General features: G+C 68.3%; 13 protein-coding genes. All 13 read left to right on the forward strand.

The features are described 5' to 3' along the window. The first annotated feature begins 283 nt into the window (after positions 1 to 283). The 13 genes from BMY07_RS35590 (at position 284) to cas2 (ending at position 15,804) form a co-directional block, all read left to right on the forward strand. A complete protein-coding gene (locus tag BMY07_RS35590) occupies positions 284 to 1,408 on the forward strand; it encodes a hypothetical protein (protein ID WP_245782634.1) in 1,125 nt (374 codons plus the stop codon). Beyond that, positions 1,405 to 2,628 (forward strand): TRM11 family SAM-dependent methyltransferase, encoded by a 1,224-nt coding sequence (locus BMY07_RS24665; RefSeq protein WP_177215749.1) that lies wholly within the window; start codon positions 1,405 to 1,407, stop codon positions 2,626 to 2,628. The genes BMY07_RS35590 and BMY07_RS24665 overlap by 4 nt, the downstream gene beginning before the upstream one ends. Beyond that, positions 2,625 to 2,831, forward strand: coding sequence for a hypothetical protein (locus tag BMY07_RS24670; RefSeq protein ID WP_092783315.1), 207 nt, complete (start codon positions 2,625 to 2,627; stop codon positions 2,829 to 2,831). Before BMY07_RS24665 ends, BMY07_RS24670 begins: the two co-directional genes overlap by 4 nt. After that, positions 2,828 to 3,799 (forward strand): adenine nucleotide alpha hydrolase family protein, encoded by a 972-nt coding sequence (locus BMY07_RS24675; protein WP_245782635.1) that lies wholly within the window; start codon positions 2,828 to 2,830, stop codon positions 3,797 to 3,799. The genes BMY07_RS24670 and BMY07_RS24675 overlap by 4 nt, the downstream gene beginning before the upstream one ends. A gap of 282 nt (positions 3,800 to 4,081) precedes the next feature. After that, positions 4,082 to 4,336 carry a helix-turn-helix domain-containing protein gene (locus BMY07_RS24680; RefSeq protein ID WP_245782636.1) on the forward strand — a complete coding sequence of 85 codons (255 nt, stop codon included), beginning with the start codon at positions 4,082 to 4,084 and terminating at the stop codon, positions 4,334 to 4,336. 127 nt (positions 4,337 to 4,463) lie between these two features. After that, positions 4,464 to 5,660 (forward strand): tyrosine-type recombinase/integrase, encoded by a 1,197-nt coding sequence (locus BMY07_RS24685; protein WP_092783319.1) that lies wholly within the window; start codon positions 4,464 to 4,466, stop codon positions 5,658 to 5,660. 2,644 nt (positions 5,661 to 8,304) lie between these two features. Continuing rightward, positions 8,305 to 10,533: a CRISPR-associated helicase/endonuclease Cas3 gene (locus BMY07_RS24690; protein ID WP_092783793.1), complete on the forward strand. Its 2,229-nt coding sequence runs from the start codon at positions 8,305 to 8,307 to the stop codon at positions 10,531 to 10,533. Further along, positions 10,530 to 11,192, forward strand: a complete 663-nt coding sequence (cas5c, locus tag BMY07_RS24695; RefSeq protein WP_092783796.1) for a type I-C CRISPR-associated protein Cas5c — start codon at positions 10,530 to 10,532, stop codon at positions 11,190 to 11,192. The genes BMY07_RS24690 and cas5c overlap by 4 nt, the downstream gene beginning before the upstream one ends. Continuing rightward, a complete protein-coding gene (gene cas8c, locus BMY07_RS24700) occupies positions 11,192 to 12,967 on the forward strand; it encodes a type I-C CRISPR-associated protein Cas8c/Csd1 (protein ID WP_092783322.1) in 1,776 nt (591 codons plus the stop codon). Before cas5c ends, cas8c begins: the two co-directional genes overlap by 1 nt. Next, a complete protein-coding gene (gene cas7c / locus BMY07_RS24705; RefSeq protein ID WP_092783325.1) occupies positions 12,964 to 13,857 on the forward strand; it encodes a type I-C CRISPR-associated protein Cas7/Csd2 in 894 nt (297 codons plus the stop codon). Before cas8c ends, cas7c begins: the two co-directional genes overlap by 4 nt. A 9-nt stretch (positions 13,858 to 13,866) precedes the next feature. Further along, the gene (gene cas4 / locus BMY07_RS24710; RefSeq protein ID WP_092783328.1) at positions 13,867 to 14,505 is read left to right on the forward strand and encodes a CRISPR-associated protein Cas4; all 639 of its coding nucleotides are present in this window, start codon (positions 13,867 to 13,869) and stop codon (positions 14,503 to 14,505) included. Beyond that, on the forward strand, positions 14,498 to 15,514 hold the full coding sequence (gene cas1c, locus BMY07_RS24715) for a type I-C CRISPR-associated endonuclease Cas1c (protein ID WP_092783331.1): 1,017 nt from the start codon (positions 14,498 to 14,500) through the stop codon (positions 15,512 to 15,514). Before cas4 ends, cas1c begins: the two co-directional genes overlap by 8 nt. Continuing rightward, on the forward strand, positions 15,514 to 15,804 hold the full coding sequence (cas2, locus tag BMY07_RS24720) for a CRISPR-associated endonuclease Cas2 (protein ID WP_092783334.1): 291 nt from the start codon (positions 15,514 to 15,516) through the stop codon (positions 15,802 to 15,804). The genes cas1c and cas2 overlap by 1 nt, the downstream gene beginning before the upstream one ends. Positions 15,805 to 16,191: the final 387 nt, after the last annotated feature.

Raw genomic sequence — 16,191 nt, forward strand, 5'->3', positions numbered from 1 at the left:
ACCAGTTCGGTCACAGCCGTGAGCGCGCCGTCACGCGCTGCGACCGGCCGGAGTGCCCGCGATCTCCGCCAGGATCGGAAAAAGCGCTCGGCCCCTTCTTCTGGACTCGCCGCCTCCCTCTGCGCGGACACGCGCGCGCGAACCTTTCCCGACTATTCGCGCCATGAAAGTCGGTTGAGAAAAGTGACGGAGGCGTGTCCCCAAAGGGGCCGTATTTCGGAGTTCAGGGGTGTCATCAGCGCCTCACACCGACAGGCGCACCCAGCCTGGCGAAGGGACACCCGTGACCCAGTTCGACAACTCCGCCCGCCGCACGCCCCGACGGCGGGCCGACGCCACCCACCCGGCTCCGGCCCGCCCCGGCGGGCACCGGGGCGGCGACCGCCGACCCTGGCCGACCGCTCCGACTACCACCCGCGTCAGCCCCGGCAAGCCCGCGAAGTCCACGGCGGGCACCGGCCGCTCGCGCTCGCGCGGGTCGGCCTCGACCCCGACCCCGGCGACCGTCTGGACTGCCGGCTCAGCACCGATCGACCTCGACGCCACTTGGCCCGCGACCCTCGTCAAGCGGATCGTCACCTCGTTCAGCAAGCCCGCCGAACGAGTCGTGCTGCTGGACTGGTCCACCCCCGACCACACCCGCCCGACGCTCGGCGTGGTCGGTGCCGACGGCGTCATCGACCACGGCCCCGAAACCGAGCCCGACCCCGAACTGGCCGACACCATCGCCGCCGTCGAACGCCTCGACCGAGCCGCGCGCGTCGAGCGAGTCCCGGTCGACGCGACGTCGACCGGCCCGGTGTCCCGCCCGTTCTGGGCCGACCTCGTCGGCGGGGTGGGTCCGGCTCCTGCGACCATCCCCACGGCACCGGAAGTCGCCGTCGAGGTGACCTTCCCGGACGCGGTGACCGAACCCGTGGACAGCGCCGACTTGATCGTCACCAGCCTGCCGCCGCACCGCTCTGGCGACCACGGTCACGGCAACACTGCCGACCTCATCGCGCTCTACGCGGCACGGCGGCTCCGGGTCGGCGGCATCCTCGTCGTGCTCACACACTGTGACTGGACGTCGGGCGAGCTGACCGACCCGACGGGCGCGGTGGTGACCGCCGGACAGAACGCCGACCTGCTCTACCTCCAGCACATCGTCGCCCTGCACACGCCCGTCCGCGACGGCCGTTTCCACCTCGCCGACGCCCACTCCGACGGAGTCCACGGCGACCGCGACACGGACGACGGTGACGCACGTGCGCGTCACCGCGCCTCGGTGCGCGGCCTGCCCGCGCCGCATCGGCGCATCCACTCCGACGTCCTCGTCTTCGTCCAGCCGCACGACCACCAGCCGACGTCCCCGGCGTCGCCGAGTGCGCCTGCGGATGCGGTCTCACAGCCCGGAGACCTCCGATGAACCGCACGCCCAACCCCGCGCCGAACGGCGCCCTCGCCCACCCCGGACTGCACCGCCAGGAAGGCACGCCCGTGACGCACGACGCCACCCACCAGCCCGCCACTGAGCCCTCCGCGACCACCGCCGCAGCGGTCGGCGACGAGCCGACCCAGCGCATCCCACGCGCGCTCATCGCCGCACTCGACACCCCGCCCACCGCTGTGGATAACTCTGTGGACAGCGGTGAGCGGAAGGACGGCGCGGAGCCGCCAGCGGTGTCGGTGTGGACAACCGCGCAGACCTCGCCTGCCGCCCAGCGCAAGAACAAGTACACGCCCGAGTCGACCGCGCACCCGGCCAAGATGCTGCCCGAGGTCGTCCGCCACGCCGTCACCCACTACACCCGGCCCGGCGAGCTGGTACTCGACCCGATGTGCGGCATCGGCACCACCCTCGTCGAAGCCGTCCGGCTCGGCCGCCGCGCCGTCGGCGTGGAGTACGAACCCCACTGGGTCGAGGTTGCGAACGCGAATCTTGACGTCGCGCGGGAGCAGAGCGTCGGCGGTGACAAGGGGATCGACGCACGGGTGTTTCACGGCGACGCCCGCCAGCTCGTGACGCTGCTGCCGCCCGAGTACGTCGGCCAGGCAGCGCTCGTGGTGACCTCCCCGCCCTACGGTCCCTCGACCCACGGACAGGTCTCCGTCGCACCCGGCGAGGGAGTGCAGAAGTACCACCACCTCTACGGCAACACCCTCGACCGCGGCAACCTCGCCAACATCGGCCACCACCGGCTGCTGGCCGGATTCACCCGGATCCTCGCCGCGCTACGCACCTTCCTCAAGCCCGGCGGGCACATCGCCATCACCATCCGCCCCTGGCGCGAACACGCCGAACTGATCGACCTGCCCTCCCAGATCCTCGCCTGCGGACGCACGGCCGGCCTGATCCCTGTCGAGCGCAACGTCGCGTTACTCGCCCGCGCCGCCGAGACCGACCTCGTGGCCCGCGGGTCGTTCTTCCAACGCGACTTCATCCGCAAGCAGCGCGAGGCAGGTTTGCCGCTGCACCTGATCGCCCATGAGGACGTCCTCGTGTTCCGCACCGGCCTGCGCGAGTCCGTCGGCAGCAGCGCGCCCGGTACTTCGGCGGGGGACGTGGTGGATCTCGCGCGGTACCGCTCGCGGCGGTCCGCGGGTGCCGCGCGTAGCAGTGCGGGTGAGCGAGGCCAGGCGGCATGACACGTCGTTCGTCGCGCTCACGCCGCGAGCGGACGGCCCGTCCGCTCCCTCCCGGGACGGCGCAGCTCCGGGCGTTGGGCAACGGCGTGGTCTCCCAGCAGGCCGTCCGTGCGGTGGCGCTGCTGCTGGACGACCTCGCCGAACTCCTCGACATCAACACCAACCACCGGTCCCGCGCTGGGCAGGAGGTGACCGCGGCATGACCACGACAAGCCTGATGACGCCCGACTCTGGGCCCGCCTTGCGACTGCTGTCCCTGGGCGCCGGAGTGCAAAGCACGACCGTCCTGCTGCTCGCGTGCGAAGGCGAGATCCCGCGCTTCGACGTCGCCCTCTTCGCCGACACTGGCTGGGAGCCACGCGCGGTGTACGCGAATCTCGAACGGCTGTCCACGCACGCCCAGAGACACGGCATCCCGGTGCGCCAGGTCTCGGCCGGCAACATCCGCACCGACGCCCTCGACCCCAAACACCGCTTCGTATCCATGCCCCTGCACACCCTCAACCCGGACGGGTCGCGGGGCCTCGCGAGGAGGCAATGCACTGCGGAATACAAGATCACCCCGCTCAAGAAGACCGCGCGGGAGCTACTGGGATGTCCGCATCCACGCCGGGTGCCACGTGGGTTGTACGCCGAACAGGCAATCGGGATCAGCACCGATGAGTTCACGCGCGCGAAGGACTCCGGGCTTCGGTTCCTGCGCAACGTCTTCCCGCTGATCGAGCTCGGCTTCGACCGGTCCCGGTGCATGGAGTTCCTGGCCGACCGGGGCTTCGGGGAGACGGTCAAGAGCGCGTGTGTCGGGTGCCCGTTCCACGGCAACGCGGGCTGGCGTTGGGTGCGCGACCACGACCCGGACGGCTGGGTCGAAGCGGTCGAGTTCGACCGCGCCATCCGCCACGGCTACCCGCGCGCCACCACCCAGGGGCAGGAGTTGCGTGGGCAGTACTTCTTGCACCGTTCCTGTCGTCCGCTGGACCAGGTCGACCTTGATGCGCCCGCGAAGTCGAGGACCAAGAAGCACCTGCGGCTTGTCACCACCGACTCGGCAGACGGCGTGGAGGAGGACGGTGACCCGGACGGTTGCTCGCCCTGGTCGTGTAGGTCCGGCGAGCCGGTCACGGCGACTACACCGAGCGTGGATCACGGACACCGCGAGCGTGCGGCATGAGCGTCGCGAGCACGCCACCGTCGCGGCTCACGCCCGCATCGCCGAGCTGGTGGGGCCGGACGCTGGGCTCGCGGCACGTGGTCTTTGCTGTGGCGGCGGTGATCGGGTGCCTGCTCTCGATCACTCGTTTGGCAAGGTCGCCTACTCGCGTCGCTACCGCCACAGACCCGGTCGCACGAGTGCGGCACAGCAAGCACCCCAGCCGCCCCGTGTCGACGCCGCGCACCTGGCAGTACGACTGGACAACCGCGCCGCGATCCACTCACGACAAGGACAGGTCACATGCCCGAGTTCGTTCCCATCCCTGAGGCCACACCCCCGACAGTGGCGGACCCGGTCGCACTCCTGCACACTCCCGCGCAGGCCGCAGAGCTGCTCAACGTCAGGGAGTCCTGGCTCCGTAGGAAAGCCGGGCAGCGACAGATCCCGGCGAGCTACCTCGGCAAGCACCTGCGCTTCTCCGATCACGATCTGCACGCGATCGTGGACATGGCCAGACGACAGGTCCGCGGCGGTAGGACACCGCGCCGCCACTGACCGTGGCCTTCCGCCCAGGCCGTCAAAGAACTTGCAAGTCTTAGTGCCGCAACGCTTGCTCTCTTGTTCGAATGGAGCGTCCATGTGCGTGTCACGCGCGCACGACGGATGACGGAGGAGACACCGGATGGCCTGGGTCGAACGCAGCGGCGGCCAAACCTGGCGAGTCCGCTACCGGCGAGACGACGGCACGATCGGTGCCCTTCCCGGTTTCCCCAGCCGGAGGGCAGCGCAGGACCAAGTCGACGACATGGTCTCGGAACAACGCAAGGGACTCTGGTTGGACCCAGCCAGGGGAGAGGTCACCGTCGACGAGTTCGTTCCCGACTGGTTCGACGCGCTCGACGTCGATGTGCGCACCGAGGAGAACTACCGGGGCATCATCCGCAACCACATCAGCCCTCGATGGGGCCAGACCTCCCTCGTCGACATCAAGAACCTTAAAGTCCACGCCTGGGCCAAAGACCTGCGCGCCAGCGGCTTGGCCCCGGTCACGGTGTCCGGTTTCGTGAAGCTGCTGTCGCAGATCCTCTCCGACGCCACCGACGAGAGGCTCATCGCGGTCAACCCCATCCGCCCTCAACGCCGAGGCAAACGCCGCCACACCGGCCGCCCCCGGGAGAAGACCTGGGCCGAACCGGTCGAGGCATTGCACGTGGCCGACCAGATCAACGCCTGCTACGGCCCCGGCGGCGCGATCCTGGAGATCACCGCTGCGTGGACCGGCGCCCGCTGGGGAGAACTCACCGGCCTGCAACGCCCCAACCTGCACCTGTCAGACGACGACGACGCCGGCTTCATCATCATCGACCCCGACACCGGCTGCCTGCACGAATCGGCAGGCGGCAAACTCTGGCTCGGCCAACCCAAGACCGACGCCTCGGCCCGCCGAATCGATCTCGCGCCCTTCACCGTGCGCCTACTGCGCCACCACCTCACAACCCACAACCACCCACACGTATTCGTCACCCCAGACCACCAACTCCACCGACGCAGCAACTTCGCCCGACGCGCCCAACGCCCAGCCGCCGACGGCAACCTCGCTATCCCCGAACCCACCATCCGCCTGCAGCCCGCAAAACTCGGCCTCACCTTCCACGGCCTACGCCACGGCCACAAGACCTGGATGATCGAAGACGGCATCCCCGAGATAGCCCAAGCCCTCCGCCTCGGACACGTCCTCGAGGACAAAGTCCGAGAGACCTACTCCCACGTCGCCAACGGAGTCAAAACCCGACTCCTCCAATGCCTACAAGACCGCTGGGACAAAGCTGTCGCCGACGCGCGCGGCGACCTCGACGGTACCTGGCGCAGCGCTGCGTAGCTCAGGGAACTGAGCCGCCCGTCCGGCTGAGCTGGTTGCGCACGTATGCCTACCGAACCATCCGGTCCCGGAACGTGTGCGGTCATACACGTGACGATTCGCAACCCTCAAGCGCTGCCTACTGGTTTGGTTGCGCGGGGCGATCAGCATTCTACTGGGGCGCGGCCCAAGGGTGGCCCGGTCACGCCATTGCTGGCACGCGGAACGGGATACTTGTACACCCGAGGGGCACCGCGACATCCACACCGTCGTCGGCCAGTTCACGGACCAGCGGGTAGACGACTTTGGGAACATTCCCTCGCGTCAAATACGCGGCAGCGCGATTCAGGATATCGGTCTCTGTCTCAAGCTGTCGGTTCCTATGTCGCAGCTCAGCGAGCTCCTTCCTCTCCGCGTTCGACAACCGAGCCGCGCTACACCGTTCTGGTCAACATCGGCCTGGGTATCTAGTCCCTTTGACAGGATTGGCTTGTCCATCAGATCAACGGCACCGGCACCCAGTGGTTCCCGCACGACCAACTCGGCTCGACCCACGCCTTGCTCGACAGCGCCGGCACCATCACCGGTCACTACGGCTACACCGAGTACGGGTCACAAGCCACACGGGTGCTGCCGGCACGGCCCCGCACTACACGGGCGGCTCCACCGACGCCGAGACCGGCCTGCTCTACCGCCCCGCCGTTTCTACGACACAGCCACCGCGCAGTGCCTCACTCGACCCGATGATCAACTACACCCGCACCCCGGACACCTACGTGGGCGCAGACCTTCAACGACATCTAGATCGCCCCCGGTCTTGTTTGACTCCTGACCCGTGAGGACAGTTGGCTTGAACATGAGGTTCTCCCTAGGTGCCGGGGACTGCGGCAGCTTCGGAACCACTAGCGTGCGCCGACACGCCGGGAGGTTCCGAACTGTCGGATGGCGTGTCATCCCGCATAGCGCGACGACTGACTCATGGCAGGAACTCTTGATTGGTAAAATCCCTGCTCACGCAGGGGCAGCATCGGCCCTCACGGGTCGGTGAGGATCGCAAATCCATCGTGCCGACCGTCAAGTCGACGAACTCGAGGCAGCATCGGCCCTCACGGGTCGGTGAGGATCGCAAACCACGGCCAGGACGCGGGCGAGGGTACGCAGGTGCAGCATCGGCCCTCACGGGTCGGTGAGGATCGCAAAGACTGGGGTGACGGCACCAGCACCACCGGCACCGCGGGCAGCATCGGCCCTCACGGGTCGGTGAGGATCGCAACGAGGAGACCCTGGGCGCCTCGCTCAACTCGCCCATCAGGCAGCATCGGCCCTCACGGGTCGGTGAGGATCGCAACTAGGACCTCATCCCCCCGGAGTCGAGCTTGGGGGATGGCAGCACCGGCCCTCACGGGTCGGTGAGGATCGCAACGGCCAGACGCTCACCTTCGCCAAGATCAAGCTGCTGTACGTGCAGCACCGGCTCTCACGGGTCGGTGAGGATCGCAACCCCACCCCGCACCTCGCCCTCGGCCCCGGCGCCGAGCAGCACCGGCCCTCACGGGTCGGTGAGGATCGCACTAGGGTCCACGCGGCCGCCCTGAGTCGTCAGCCACATCACCGCCGCTGCTTCCAATCATGTTTGACCATGAAGCCCGCCGAGGCGCGGACCCAACAGGAAATGGTCACGCAATGAGCCCCTACTTGACAGGCTCTGTCCCGCCGAGTCGGTAATCGAAGTCTATCGGTCCGATTCCTACTCTGAGTGGGCCAAGGAGTAGGAGGACCGCAACGAAGATCGCCCCAAGGACGACCAAAGCTACGCAGATGCGGGCCAGTGAACTCCAACTGTGAGTCCAGCGGTGAACCACCGCTGCCCAGTTCGCTGGATCCGTCTGGTGGGTAGACGAAGGGTCGAGCGAGGTCTCGTCCATCGTGAAGTCTCCAGGTCGGCGGGATGTGTGGGACATGACGTCGTTGCGATGTCTGCAGGCTGCTGCGGTGATCCTGCGGAGTTGTCAGACCTCAACGCCAAAATGTGCGGTGTCGAGATCAGCCTGTCCTTCGGTCTTGCTGACAGGAACGCACTCTGCGCAGACGGTCGTGGGGCAGGTGCCGGATGCCGACTGGCGATGCTCCTGTTGGCGCCAGGCTCGGCGCACACGCTAGCACCAGATGATCAACTTCCGCAAAGCCAAGACATGAACTGACTGTTCGCTGAGGCAAGACATGAACCGGGTATGCTGGGTTCGTGCCCTGAGCCGTGGCCGGGGTGTGCAGCGTCGGCGTTGTGCTGGCGAGGGTCTCAACATGTCGTGCCTTTGCGGTGCGCTTCGCAGCAAGGCGGTCCTTCCTGGAGAGCCTGGAGGGACTGTCTTGTTGTGGTGACGACGCTTGGATTGCCGGCGTGGTTGTCCGGCTCGGGGTGAGTGCGGGCTTGGTCTAGTCGAGCGCTTCTTTGGTGTGATGTCTTGTGGGGCTGCTGGCGCGTGCGTAGCTGCGGGCGTTCGCGGCCGCGCGGGGTGTTGGTGGAAATGGCGTGAGGGTTCGCGTTCATGATGTCGACCTGACTGCGCCGCCCGGGTTGGGCCGTTCGGGTGGTTGCGTCGTGGGGTGGCGGCTTTGTGGCGTTTGTTGTCGGTGGGGGTCTCTAGGGTCTGTGTACTCGTCGGGGATGGCTGCGAGGGTGAGGTTTTGTCAGTTGTGGGCGCATAGTCCTGCGTTGGAGTCGGGGTCGTTGCATTCGTTGGTTGATCATGTTCGGTCGACGGCTGCGTTGGCGGGTGGGTTTGCTGAGTCGTTCGGTGCGGGGGAGTTGGCGTGGGCGTTGGGGTTGGTCCATGACGCTGGTAAGGCGCGGTGTTCGTGGCAGGACCGCCTGATCGCAGTCGGGACCTCGGGCGCGAGCATCGGTATCCCGCACAAGGAACTGGGGGCATCGTTCATCGGTAAGCGGGCGGGTGTGGCTGCGTTGGCGGTGTTGGGGCACCACGGCGGCCTGTCGTCGGCGAGGGACTTGAAAAGGTTGGTGCCGGAGGCGGATGCGGGGGAGGTGTTGGAGCGGTTCTTCGGGGTGGTGCCGGAGGCGCGGGCGTTGGGGGAGGGTGCGTCGTTGGCGCCAGCGGGGTGGGGGCGGGACCCGTTGGTGTGGGAGATGGGGGTGCGGATGGTGTTCTCGGCGTTGGTCGACGCCGACTATCTGGATACCGCCGCGCATTTCGATGGCTCGGGCCGCCCTCGGGTGGCCGATCCGGTGGATATGACGGTGTTGTGGAACCGGTACGAGCGCAGCCGGACCGCGAAGCTGGCCTCGGCGAAGCCTTCGGTGGTGAACGAGGTGCGGTCGCGGTTGTACGACCGCGTGGTCGGGATGGCCGAGGGGGAGCGTGGGGTGTATCGGTTGCCCGCTCCGACGGGGTCGGGCAAGACGTTCACGGCGGGGGGTTTCGCGGTGCGTCACGCGGCGCGTCATGGGATGGCGCGGGTGGTGGTGGCTGTTCCGTTCACGACGATCACCCAGCAGAACGCGCAGGTGTACCGGGAGTTGCTGGGCGAGGATGTGGTGTTGGAGCACCATTCCAACACCGAGCTGGACACGCGCGGGCTGCGGTTGGCCGCGGAGAACTGGGATGCGCCGTTCGTGGTGACCACAACGGTGCAGTTGTTCGATTCGTTGTTCGGGCGGAAACCGGCTCGGTCGCGGAAGCTGCACCGGTTGGCGAACGCGGTGATCGTGCTCGATGAGGTGCAGGCGTTGCCGGTGTCGTTGCTGGTGCCCATCCTGGACGGGTTGCGGTTGTTGGTGCGGCATTTCGGGGCCACGGTGTTGTTGGCCTCGGCTACGCAGCCGACGTTCGAGCGGCTGGCGGTGTGGGAGTCGTTGGGCATCAAGGAACTTGTCGAGGACCCGGTCGAGTTGTCGGCGTCGCTGCGGCGGGTGCGCTACGAGTGGCGGTTGGACCCGAAGCCGGCTACGGCGCAGATCGCCGCCGAGGTCGCGGGAATGCCGCAGGCGCTGGTCGTGGTGAACACCGTCAAGCAGGCCCGCGCGATGGTCAAGGCGGTCAGGGAGAACAACCCGGCTGCTCCGGTGTTCCACCTGTCCACGCGGATGGTCCCGGCGCACCGACGCAAGGTGCTCGACGATGTGGATCGTCTACTGGGCGAAGCCAAGCCGGTGCTGGTGATCTCGACGCAGCTGGTCGAGGCCGGGGTGGACCTGGACTTTCCGGTGGTGTTCCGGGCGTTGGCCCCGGCGGAGTCGTTGCAGCAGGCCGCCGGGCGTGCCAACCGCGAGGGTAGGCATTCCGAGTTGGGGCGGGTGGTGGTGTTCGACGCTGCGGACGCCCCGGCGCCGGCGTTCTACCGGGCGGGGATCGACAAGACCCTCGCGTTCTTCGGCCCGGGCAAAGCCGATCCGGACGACTCCGCGGTGCTGAACGCCTACTACGGCAGCCTGTACGCCGCGCTTGAGGTGGACAACGGACCGCGGGCGAAGGCGATCCAGGGCAACCGGCGCACGCTGGACTACCAGGCGGTCGCCGACGGGCCGGTAACCGATACAGGCACCCGAGACAACAAGCGCAGACGTGATTCCGGTTTGGCGTTCCGGATGATCGACGAGGACCAGGTGGCCGTGGTGGTGACCGGGTACGGCGACACCGGCGAGGTGCGGGAGGCGTTGCGGCGTATTCGTGCCGGGGAAGGCCCGTTGAGACGGGAGTTCCGTGTGCTGCGTGCGTACACGGTCTCGCTTCCCAGATCGGTGGCCACCGCCCCGGCTGTGGCCGCGCTGTTCCGCCCGGTCGTGGCGGGGCAACGCGACCTGTGGGAATGGGTCGGCGACTACGACGAGCAGGTCGGCATCGATGAAGGCGAGATCGGAAAGGAAACCGTGTGGTGACACTGGATCTGCCGCGTTCCCGGTCGGGAGCGCCGCCGGTGGTGGTGCAGGTGTGGGGTGAGGCCGCGTTGTTCACCCGCCCGGAGTTGAAGGTGGAGCGAGTTTCCTACCCGGTGATGACCCCATCGGCCGCGGTCGGGGTGTTGGAGTCGATCTACTGGAAGCCGGAGTTCTCCTGGCGGGTGGTGGCCATCGAGGTCCTCAACGAGATCAAGCAGTTCACCCAGCGCCGCAACGAGACCACCGACCTGGTCTCGTTGGCCGAGGCCGCCACCGGGCGCAGAAGGGTCGACACCGCCGCTCACCGGGTGCAGCGCAACGCGGTGTGCCTGCGCGATGTGGCCTACCGCGTCCACGCCCACGTGGAGTTGGCGCAGCGTGCCGACAAGCCCGAGGCCGCCTACCGTGACCAGTTCCGCCGCCGGGTCACCCGGGGGAGTTGCTTCTCCCAGCCCTACCTGGGGACCCGGGAGTTCACCGCGTTCTTCGGCGACCCGGACACCCGGGCCCCGCTGAGTCGCTCGGAGGACCTGGGGATCATGCTGCACACCGTCGACCACAGCAGTACCCCGCCGCGGTTCTCCTGGTTCACCGCCAGACTCGACGACGGCGTGCTACACGTTCCGGCCCAGGGCATCCCCGCGAGCCCGGTGACCTGATGCTGCTGCAGCGCCTGGCCGAACACGCTCGCCAGGACCCCGAGTCCCGTCCCTTCCACCGCGCCCGCGCGTTCCAGTGGCAACTGCGCATCGGCGTCGACGGGCGTCCGCTGAGCGGGCGCCTGGAGTCCCTCGTCGTCCTCGACGCCAAGGGCAGACCCCGCGGGACCGAGCACGTCGTGCCCGCCATGGTCCGCACGGTCGGCGTGGCCCCCAACCTCGCCGCCGACGACGCCCAATACGTCCTGGGCTGGGGCGACGCTGAGACGAAACCGGAGCGAGTAGCCCTCTGTCACGCCGCGTTCGTCGAGTTGACCGAACGCTGGGCCACCAGTCCGTCGGGCTTGACCGACCCCGTCGCCCAGGCGGTGGCGGCCTTCTACCGGGCCGGTGGCGCCGCGGGGATCCACCCGGAGCCGGAGGTGACCGCCAAGCACGGGATCGTGCTCACCGTCGAGGACGGCCCCGCCGTGACCCATGCCTACCGGGCTTCGTCGGTGGCGCCTTTCTGGGAAAGCGAGGTCGCCCGCCGCAAGGGCGGAACCGGGACCGGGCTGTGCCTGGTGTGCGGGACCACGGCCCCGCTGCTGGACACCCTGCCCAGCAAGGTGCCCTCCCGGTTGGTCCCCGGCGCGAGCAACGACGCGGCACTGGTCAGCGTCAACGAGCGGGTCTTCGGCTACGACCTGAGCACCCAGTTGACCGCCACCCCGATCTGCATTCCGTGCGGGGAGTCGGTCTCCGCAGGGCTGGTGCGGGTCCTGTCCTCGGTGAACACCGCTTCCTACGGCGGGCAGGACAGCCGCCTGGCGTGGTGGACCACCGAACCGGTCGAGTTCGACCCCATGGACCTGGTCCTGCGCGCCGATCCCGCGGCCGTCGCCGGATTCCTCGACACCGTCCACACCGGACGACCCGCTGCCGCGGACATCGACCACACCCGTTTCTGCTCGTTGACCGTGGGCGGCAACATCGCCCGCGTCATGGTCCGCGACTGGCTGGAGATGCCCCTGCGCGATCTGGAGGACAACGTCACCGCGTGGCTCGCAGACCACCGCATCGTGCCGTTGCGTACCGGGGACACCGAACACCAGTCCCTGCAACGACTGGTGACCGTGACCGGACGCTGGCTGCGCAGGGAGAACCGGTACGCGTTCATCGGGGCCAAGGGCGCCGACCGCCCAGACGGGGTGCAACGCGACCTGCTGCGCGCCGCCATCCGTGGCCGTCCACTGCCCCCGGCGTTGCTGGCGCACCTGCTCAACCGAGTCCGCACCGACGGGCACCTCGACACCGCCCGCGCCGCGCTGATCCGCCTCGCGGTGTATCGCTCACCGCTGACCTCGGAGAAACCCATGCCAGGACTCGACGACACCAACACCGATCCGTCCTATGTGGCAGGCCGCGTGTTCGCCACCTTCGAGAACATCCAATACGCCGCGTCCGACGGGCGGCTCAACACCACCTACGGTGACCGCTACTTCGCGGGCGCCATCACCAACCCGCGCGCCGCGCTGATTTCCGGCCGCAAGGACGCCAACGCCTGGCTGCGCAAACTGCGTCGCGGCAACAAAAAGGGCGTGGCCATCAACAGTGAGAAGACCCTCGACGAACTGTTCGGCCTGCTCACCGCCAACGGCGGGATACCCGGCCCCACCACTCTCACCCAACAGTCGATGTTCCTGCTCGGCTATCACCATCAGCGCGCCCATCGCTTCGACACCCTCCGCACCACCACCGCTGCCGTCGAGACCACCGAGGAGACCCCCGCATGACCAACCCGTACCTGGACCCCACCGTCCGCCACGACATGGTGTTCCTCTTCGACGTCACCGACGGCAACCCCAACGGCGACCCCGACGCGGGCAACCGCCCCCGTACCGACGACGAGACCGGCCAGGGCCTGGTCACCGACGTCGCCCTCAAGCGCAAGATCCGCGACACCATCTCCCTCGCTGCCGGGGACGACCCCCGCTTCGGTGTCTTCGTGCAGGCCGGATACGCGCTCAACCCCCGCCTGGAAGCCTCCTACGCCGCCACCGGCCTGACCCTCGGCGACAAGAAGATCACCACCGAACAAGCCGACCTGGCCCGCGCGTGGCTGTGCGAGCGCTACGTTGACATCCGCCTGTTCGGCGCGGTCCTCTCAGTCGGCAAGACCAACCGGCTCGGCCAGATCCGCGGGCCCCTGCAACTGGGCATGGCCCGCAGCATCGACCCTGTCTTCCCCATGGACCACGCCATCACCCGGGTCACCCAGACCAAGCAGGAGGACATCGACAAGGGCGAGTCCACCGAGATGGGCGGCAAGTGGACCGTCCCCTACGGCCTTTACAAAGCCGAGATCTACTACTCGGCAACCCGGGGCGGCCAGACCGGGGTCGACGCGCGTGACCTGGAGCTGTTCTACCGCAGCCTGGAGATGATGTTCGACCACGACCGCTCCGCCACTCGCGGCACGCTGACCCCGCGCGGGCTCTACGTCTTCAGCCACCCCGACGCCTTCGGCGCGGCCCCCGCCCACCGCCTCACCGAACGCGTCCGCATCACCCGCGCCGCACCCGCCGCGGACGAAGCCCCGCCGCGCACGTTCGGAGACTACGTCGTCTCCGTCGAGGACGACGGCCTGCCCGGCGGGGTGTCGCTGACCAAGCTCATCGCCTGATCCTGCCCGGTGTTCACCGACACCGACACCCCGGGCGAGCCGCGCAGCATCCCGATCTCCGCGCTGGAGCACCACGCCTACTGCCCGCGACAAGCCGCGCTCATCCATGTGGAGTCGTACTTCGATTCCACTGTGGACACTGTGCGCGGCGACCTCGCGCACGCCGCCGTCGACCGGGGCGGTCAACGGCGAGACCGTGACGGCAACAGGGTGTGGCACTCGCTGCCGGTGTTCAGCCACACACTGGGTTTGCACGGCATCTGTGATGTGGTCCGGCTCGACCCCGACGGCCCGGTACCGATCGAGCACAAGTCCGGTGCCTACCAGGCGGGTGGTCCCGCCGATGTTCAAGTGGCCGCGCAGGTGTTGTGCCTGCGCGAGATGTTCGACGCCGCCGTCCCGCTGGGAATCGTGTTCACCGGCAAGGACCGACGACGCCACGATGTCGTCGTCGACGACGCGCTACGGACGCGGGTGGTCGAGACGACCCGCGCCCTGCGTGCCCTGCTCGACGCCGCCGAACTCCCGGCCCCGGTCAACGACCGCCGCTGCCGCCGCTGCTCGCTGCGCCCGGGCTGCCTACCCGACGCGCCCGCCCACCCCACCGACCTGTTCACCCCGCGACCCGAAGCGACCTGGGATGACTGAACTCCTGCGCACCCTCTACGCCACCACCCCGGGAACCAGCCTGCACCTCGACGGCGACACCGTCCGCGTCGTACACCCAGAGCGCCCCGGCCGCCACCTGCTGCCGCTGGTCCGACTCGATCACATCGTCGCCTGGAACGGAGTCACCCTCACCGACGACCTGCTCCACCGCTGCGCCGCCGACAACCGCTCGGTCACCTGGATCACCCGCAACGGGCGCTTCCTCGCCCGCACCAGCGGTCCCACTACCGGCAACCCGCACCTACGCATGGCCCAGTATCGCGCGCACGACAACGCCGAGCACCGACTCCGGATCGCCAAGAGCTTCGTCGCGGGGAAACTCCACAACTACCGCCAACTCCTGCTCCGCGCCGCCCGCGACACCACAGGAACCCGCCAGAGCCGCGTCCGAGACATCGCCGAGCACCACGCCACCGCGCTGACCCAACTCCATGACGCTCAGCGACTCGACGAAGTTCTCGGCATCGAAGGCAACGCCGCCCGTGCCTACTTCCAGGCACTCGATCAACTCGCCCCCGGTGCCACACCGGGACGCACCAGGCGACCACCCACCGACCCGGTCAACTGCCTGCTGTCCTTCGGCTACGCCATGCTCCGCGTCGCCGTCCACGGCGCCCTCGAACAGGTCGGCCTCGACCCCTACCTCGGCTATCTCCACGGCATCCGACCAGCCAAACCCGCCCTCGCCCTCGACCTCATGGAAGAACTACGCCCCCTGCTGGTCGACCGCCTGGTCCTCACCATGGTCAACCGGGGACAACTCCTCGCCCGCCACACAGAGGAGTTGCCTGGCGGTGCCGTGCACCTGACCGACGAAGGACGCAAGGTGTTCCTCGAACAATGGTCGTCGGCTCGAGAACGCACCTGGCGGCACGCCGGACTCGATCGCGACATCCCCGCCGCGCTCCTGCCGCTCGTGCAGGCTCGCCTGCTCGCCCGCCACCTGCGGGGAACCGCCGACGCCTACCTACCCTGGACCCTGACCTGATGGAACTGCTCATCACCTACGACGTCGACACCACCACCCCCGCAGGACAACGCCGCCTGCGCCGAGTCGCGAAAGCCTGCGAGGGCATCGGACACCGCGTCCAGAAGTCCGTCTTCGAAGTCGTCTGCGACCCGGTCCAACGCCTCCGCTTGGAAGCGGCCCTCACCGATCTGATCGACCCCGCCACCGACTCCATCCGCATCTATCAACTCGACCGCGGTACGTTCAGCGCCGCTCGCCATCTCGGCGCCGCTATAGACGCACGACACCACGAGCCGCTCATCATCTGACAGAACCGCCCCATGGCTTGCCGACAGCAGGTACTTGTGCGAGGTAGAGGCACCGCACGCGGCTTCGGAACCCCTAGCGTGTGTTGACACGCCGGGAGGTCCCTAACCTGCGCACGGCGCGTCATCCCAGCCAGCGGGACAATCAACCGAATCGAAGACCTGCCGTTGGCAAAACCCCTGCTCACGCAGGGCAGCGCCGACCCTCGCGGGTTGGCGAGGATCGCAACGGCTTGACGCCGAGTGACCGCGCGTCGTTGAGCATCGGGGGCAGCGCCGACCCTCGCGGGTTGGCGAGGATCGCAACCCCGCGGCCGCCGCAGCGTTGCGGGCGGCGACCGCGCAGCGCCGACCCTCGCGGGTTGGCGAGGATCGCAACTTCAACGAGGT

It is taken from the genome of Actinokineospora terrae, from assembly GCF_900111175.1.
GTDB lineage: Bacteria > Actinomycetota > Actinomycetes > Mycobacteriales > Pseudonocardiaceae > Actinokineospora > Actinokineospora terrae.

Excerpts from the sequence above, each read along its gene's own strand:
- BMY07_RS24665 (WP_177215749.1), top strand. The coding sequence starts at position 1,405 with ATGAACCGCACGCCCAACCCCGCGCCGAACGGCGCCCTCGCCCACCCC.
- BMY07_RS24670 (WP_092783315.1), top strand. The coding sequence starts at position 2,625 with ATGACACGTCGTTCGTCGCGCTCACGCCGCGAGCGGACGGCCCGTCCG.
- BMY07_RS24675 (WP_245782635.1), top strand. The coding sequence starts at position 2,828 with ATGACCACGACAAGCCTGATGACGCCCGACTCTGGGCCCGCCTTGCGA.
- BMY07_RS24680 (WP_245782636.1), top strand. The coding sequence starts at position 4,082 with ATGCCCGAGTTCGTTCCCATCCCTGAGGCCACACCCCCGACAGTGGCG.
- BMY07_RS24685 (WP_092783319.1), top strand. The coding sequence starts at position 4,464 with ATGGCCTGGGTCGAACGCAGCGGCGGCCAAACCTGGCGAGTCCGCTAC.
- BMY07_RS24690 (WP_092783793.1), top strand. The coding sequence starts at position 8,305 with ATGGCTGCGAGGGTGAGGTTTTGTCAGTTGTGGGCGCATAGTCCTGCG.
- cas8c (WP_092783322.1), top strand. The coding sequence starts at position 11,192 with ATGCTGCTGCAGCGCCTGGCCGAACACGCTCGCCAGGACCCCGAGTCC.
- cas7c (WP_092783325.1), top strand. The coding sequence starts at position 12,964 with ATGACCAACCCGTACCTGGACCCCACCGTCCGCCACGACATGGTGTTC.
- cas1c (WP_092783331.1), top strand. The coding sequence starts at position 14,498 with ATGACTGAACTCCTGCGCACCCTCTACGCCACCACCCCGGGAACCAGC.
- cas2 (WP_092783334.1), top strand. The coding sequence starts at position 15,514 with ATGGAACTGCTCATCACCTACGACGTCGACACCACCACCCCCGCAGGA.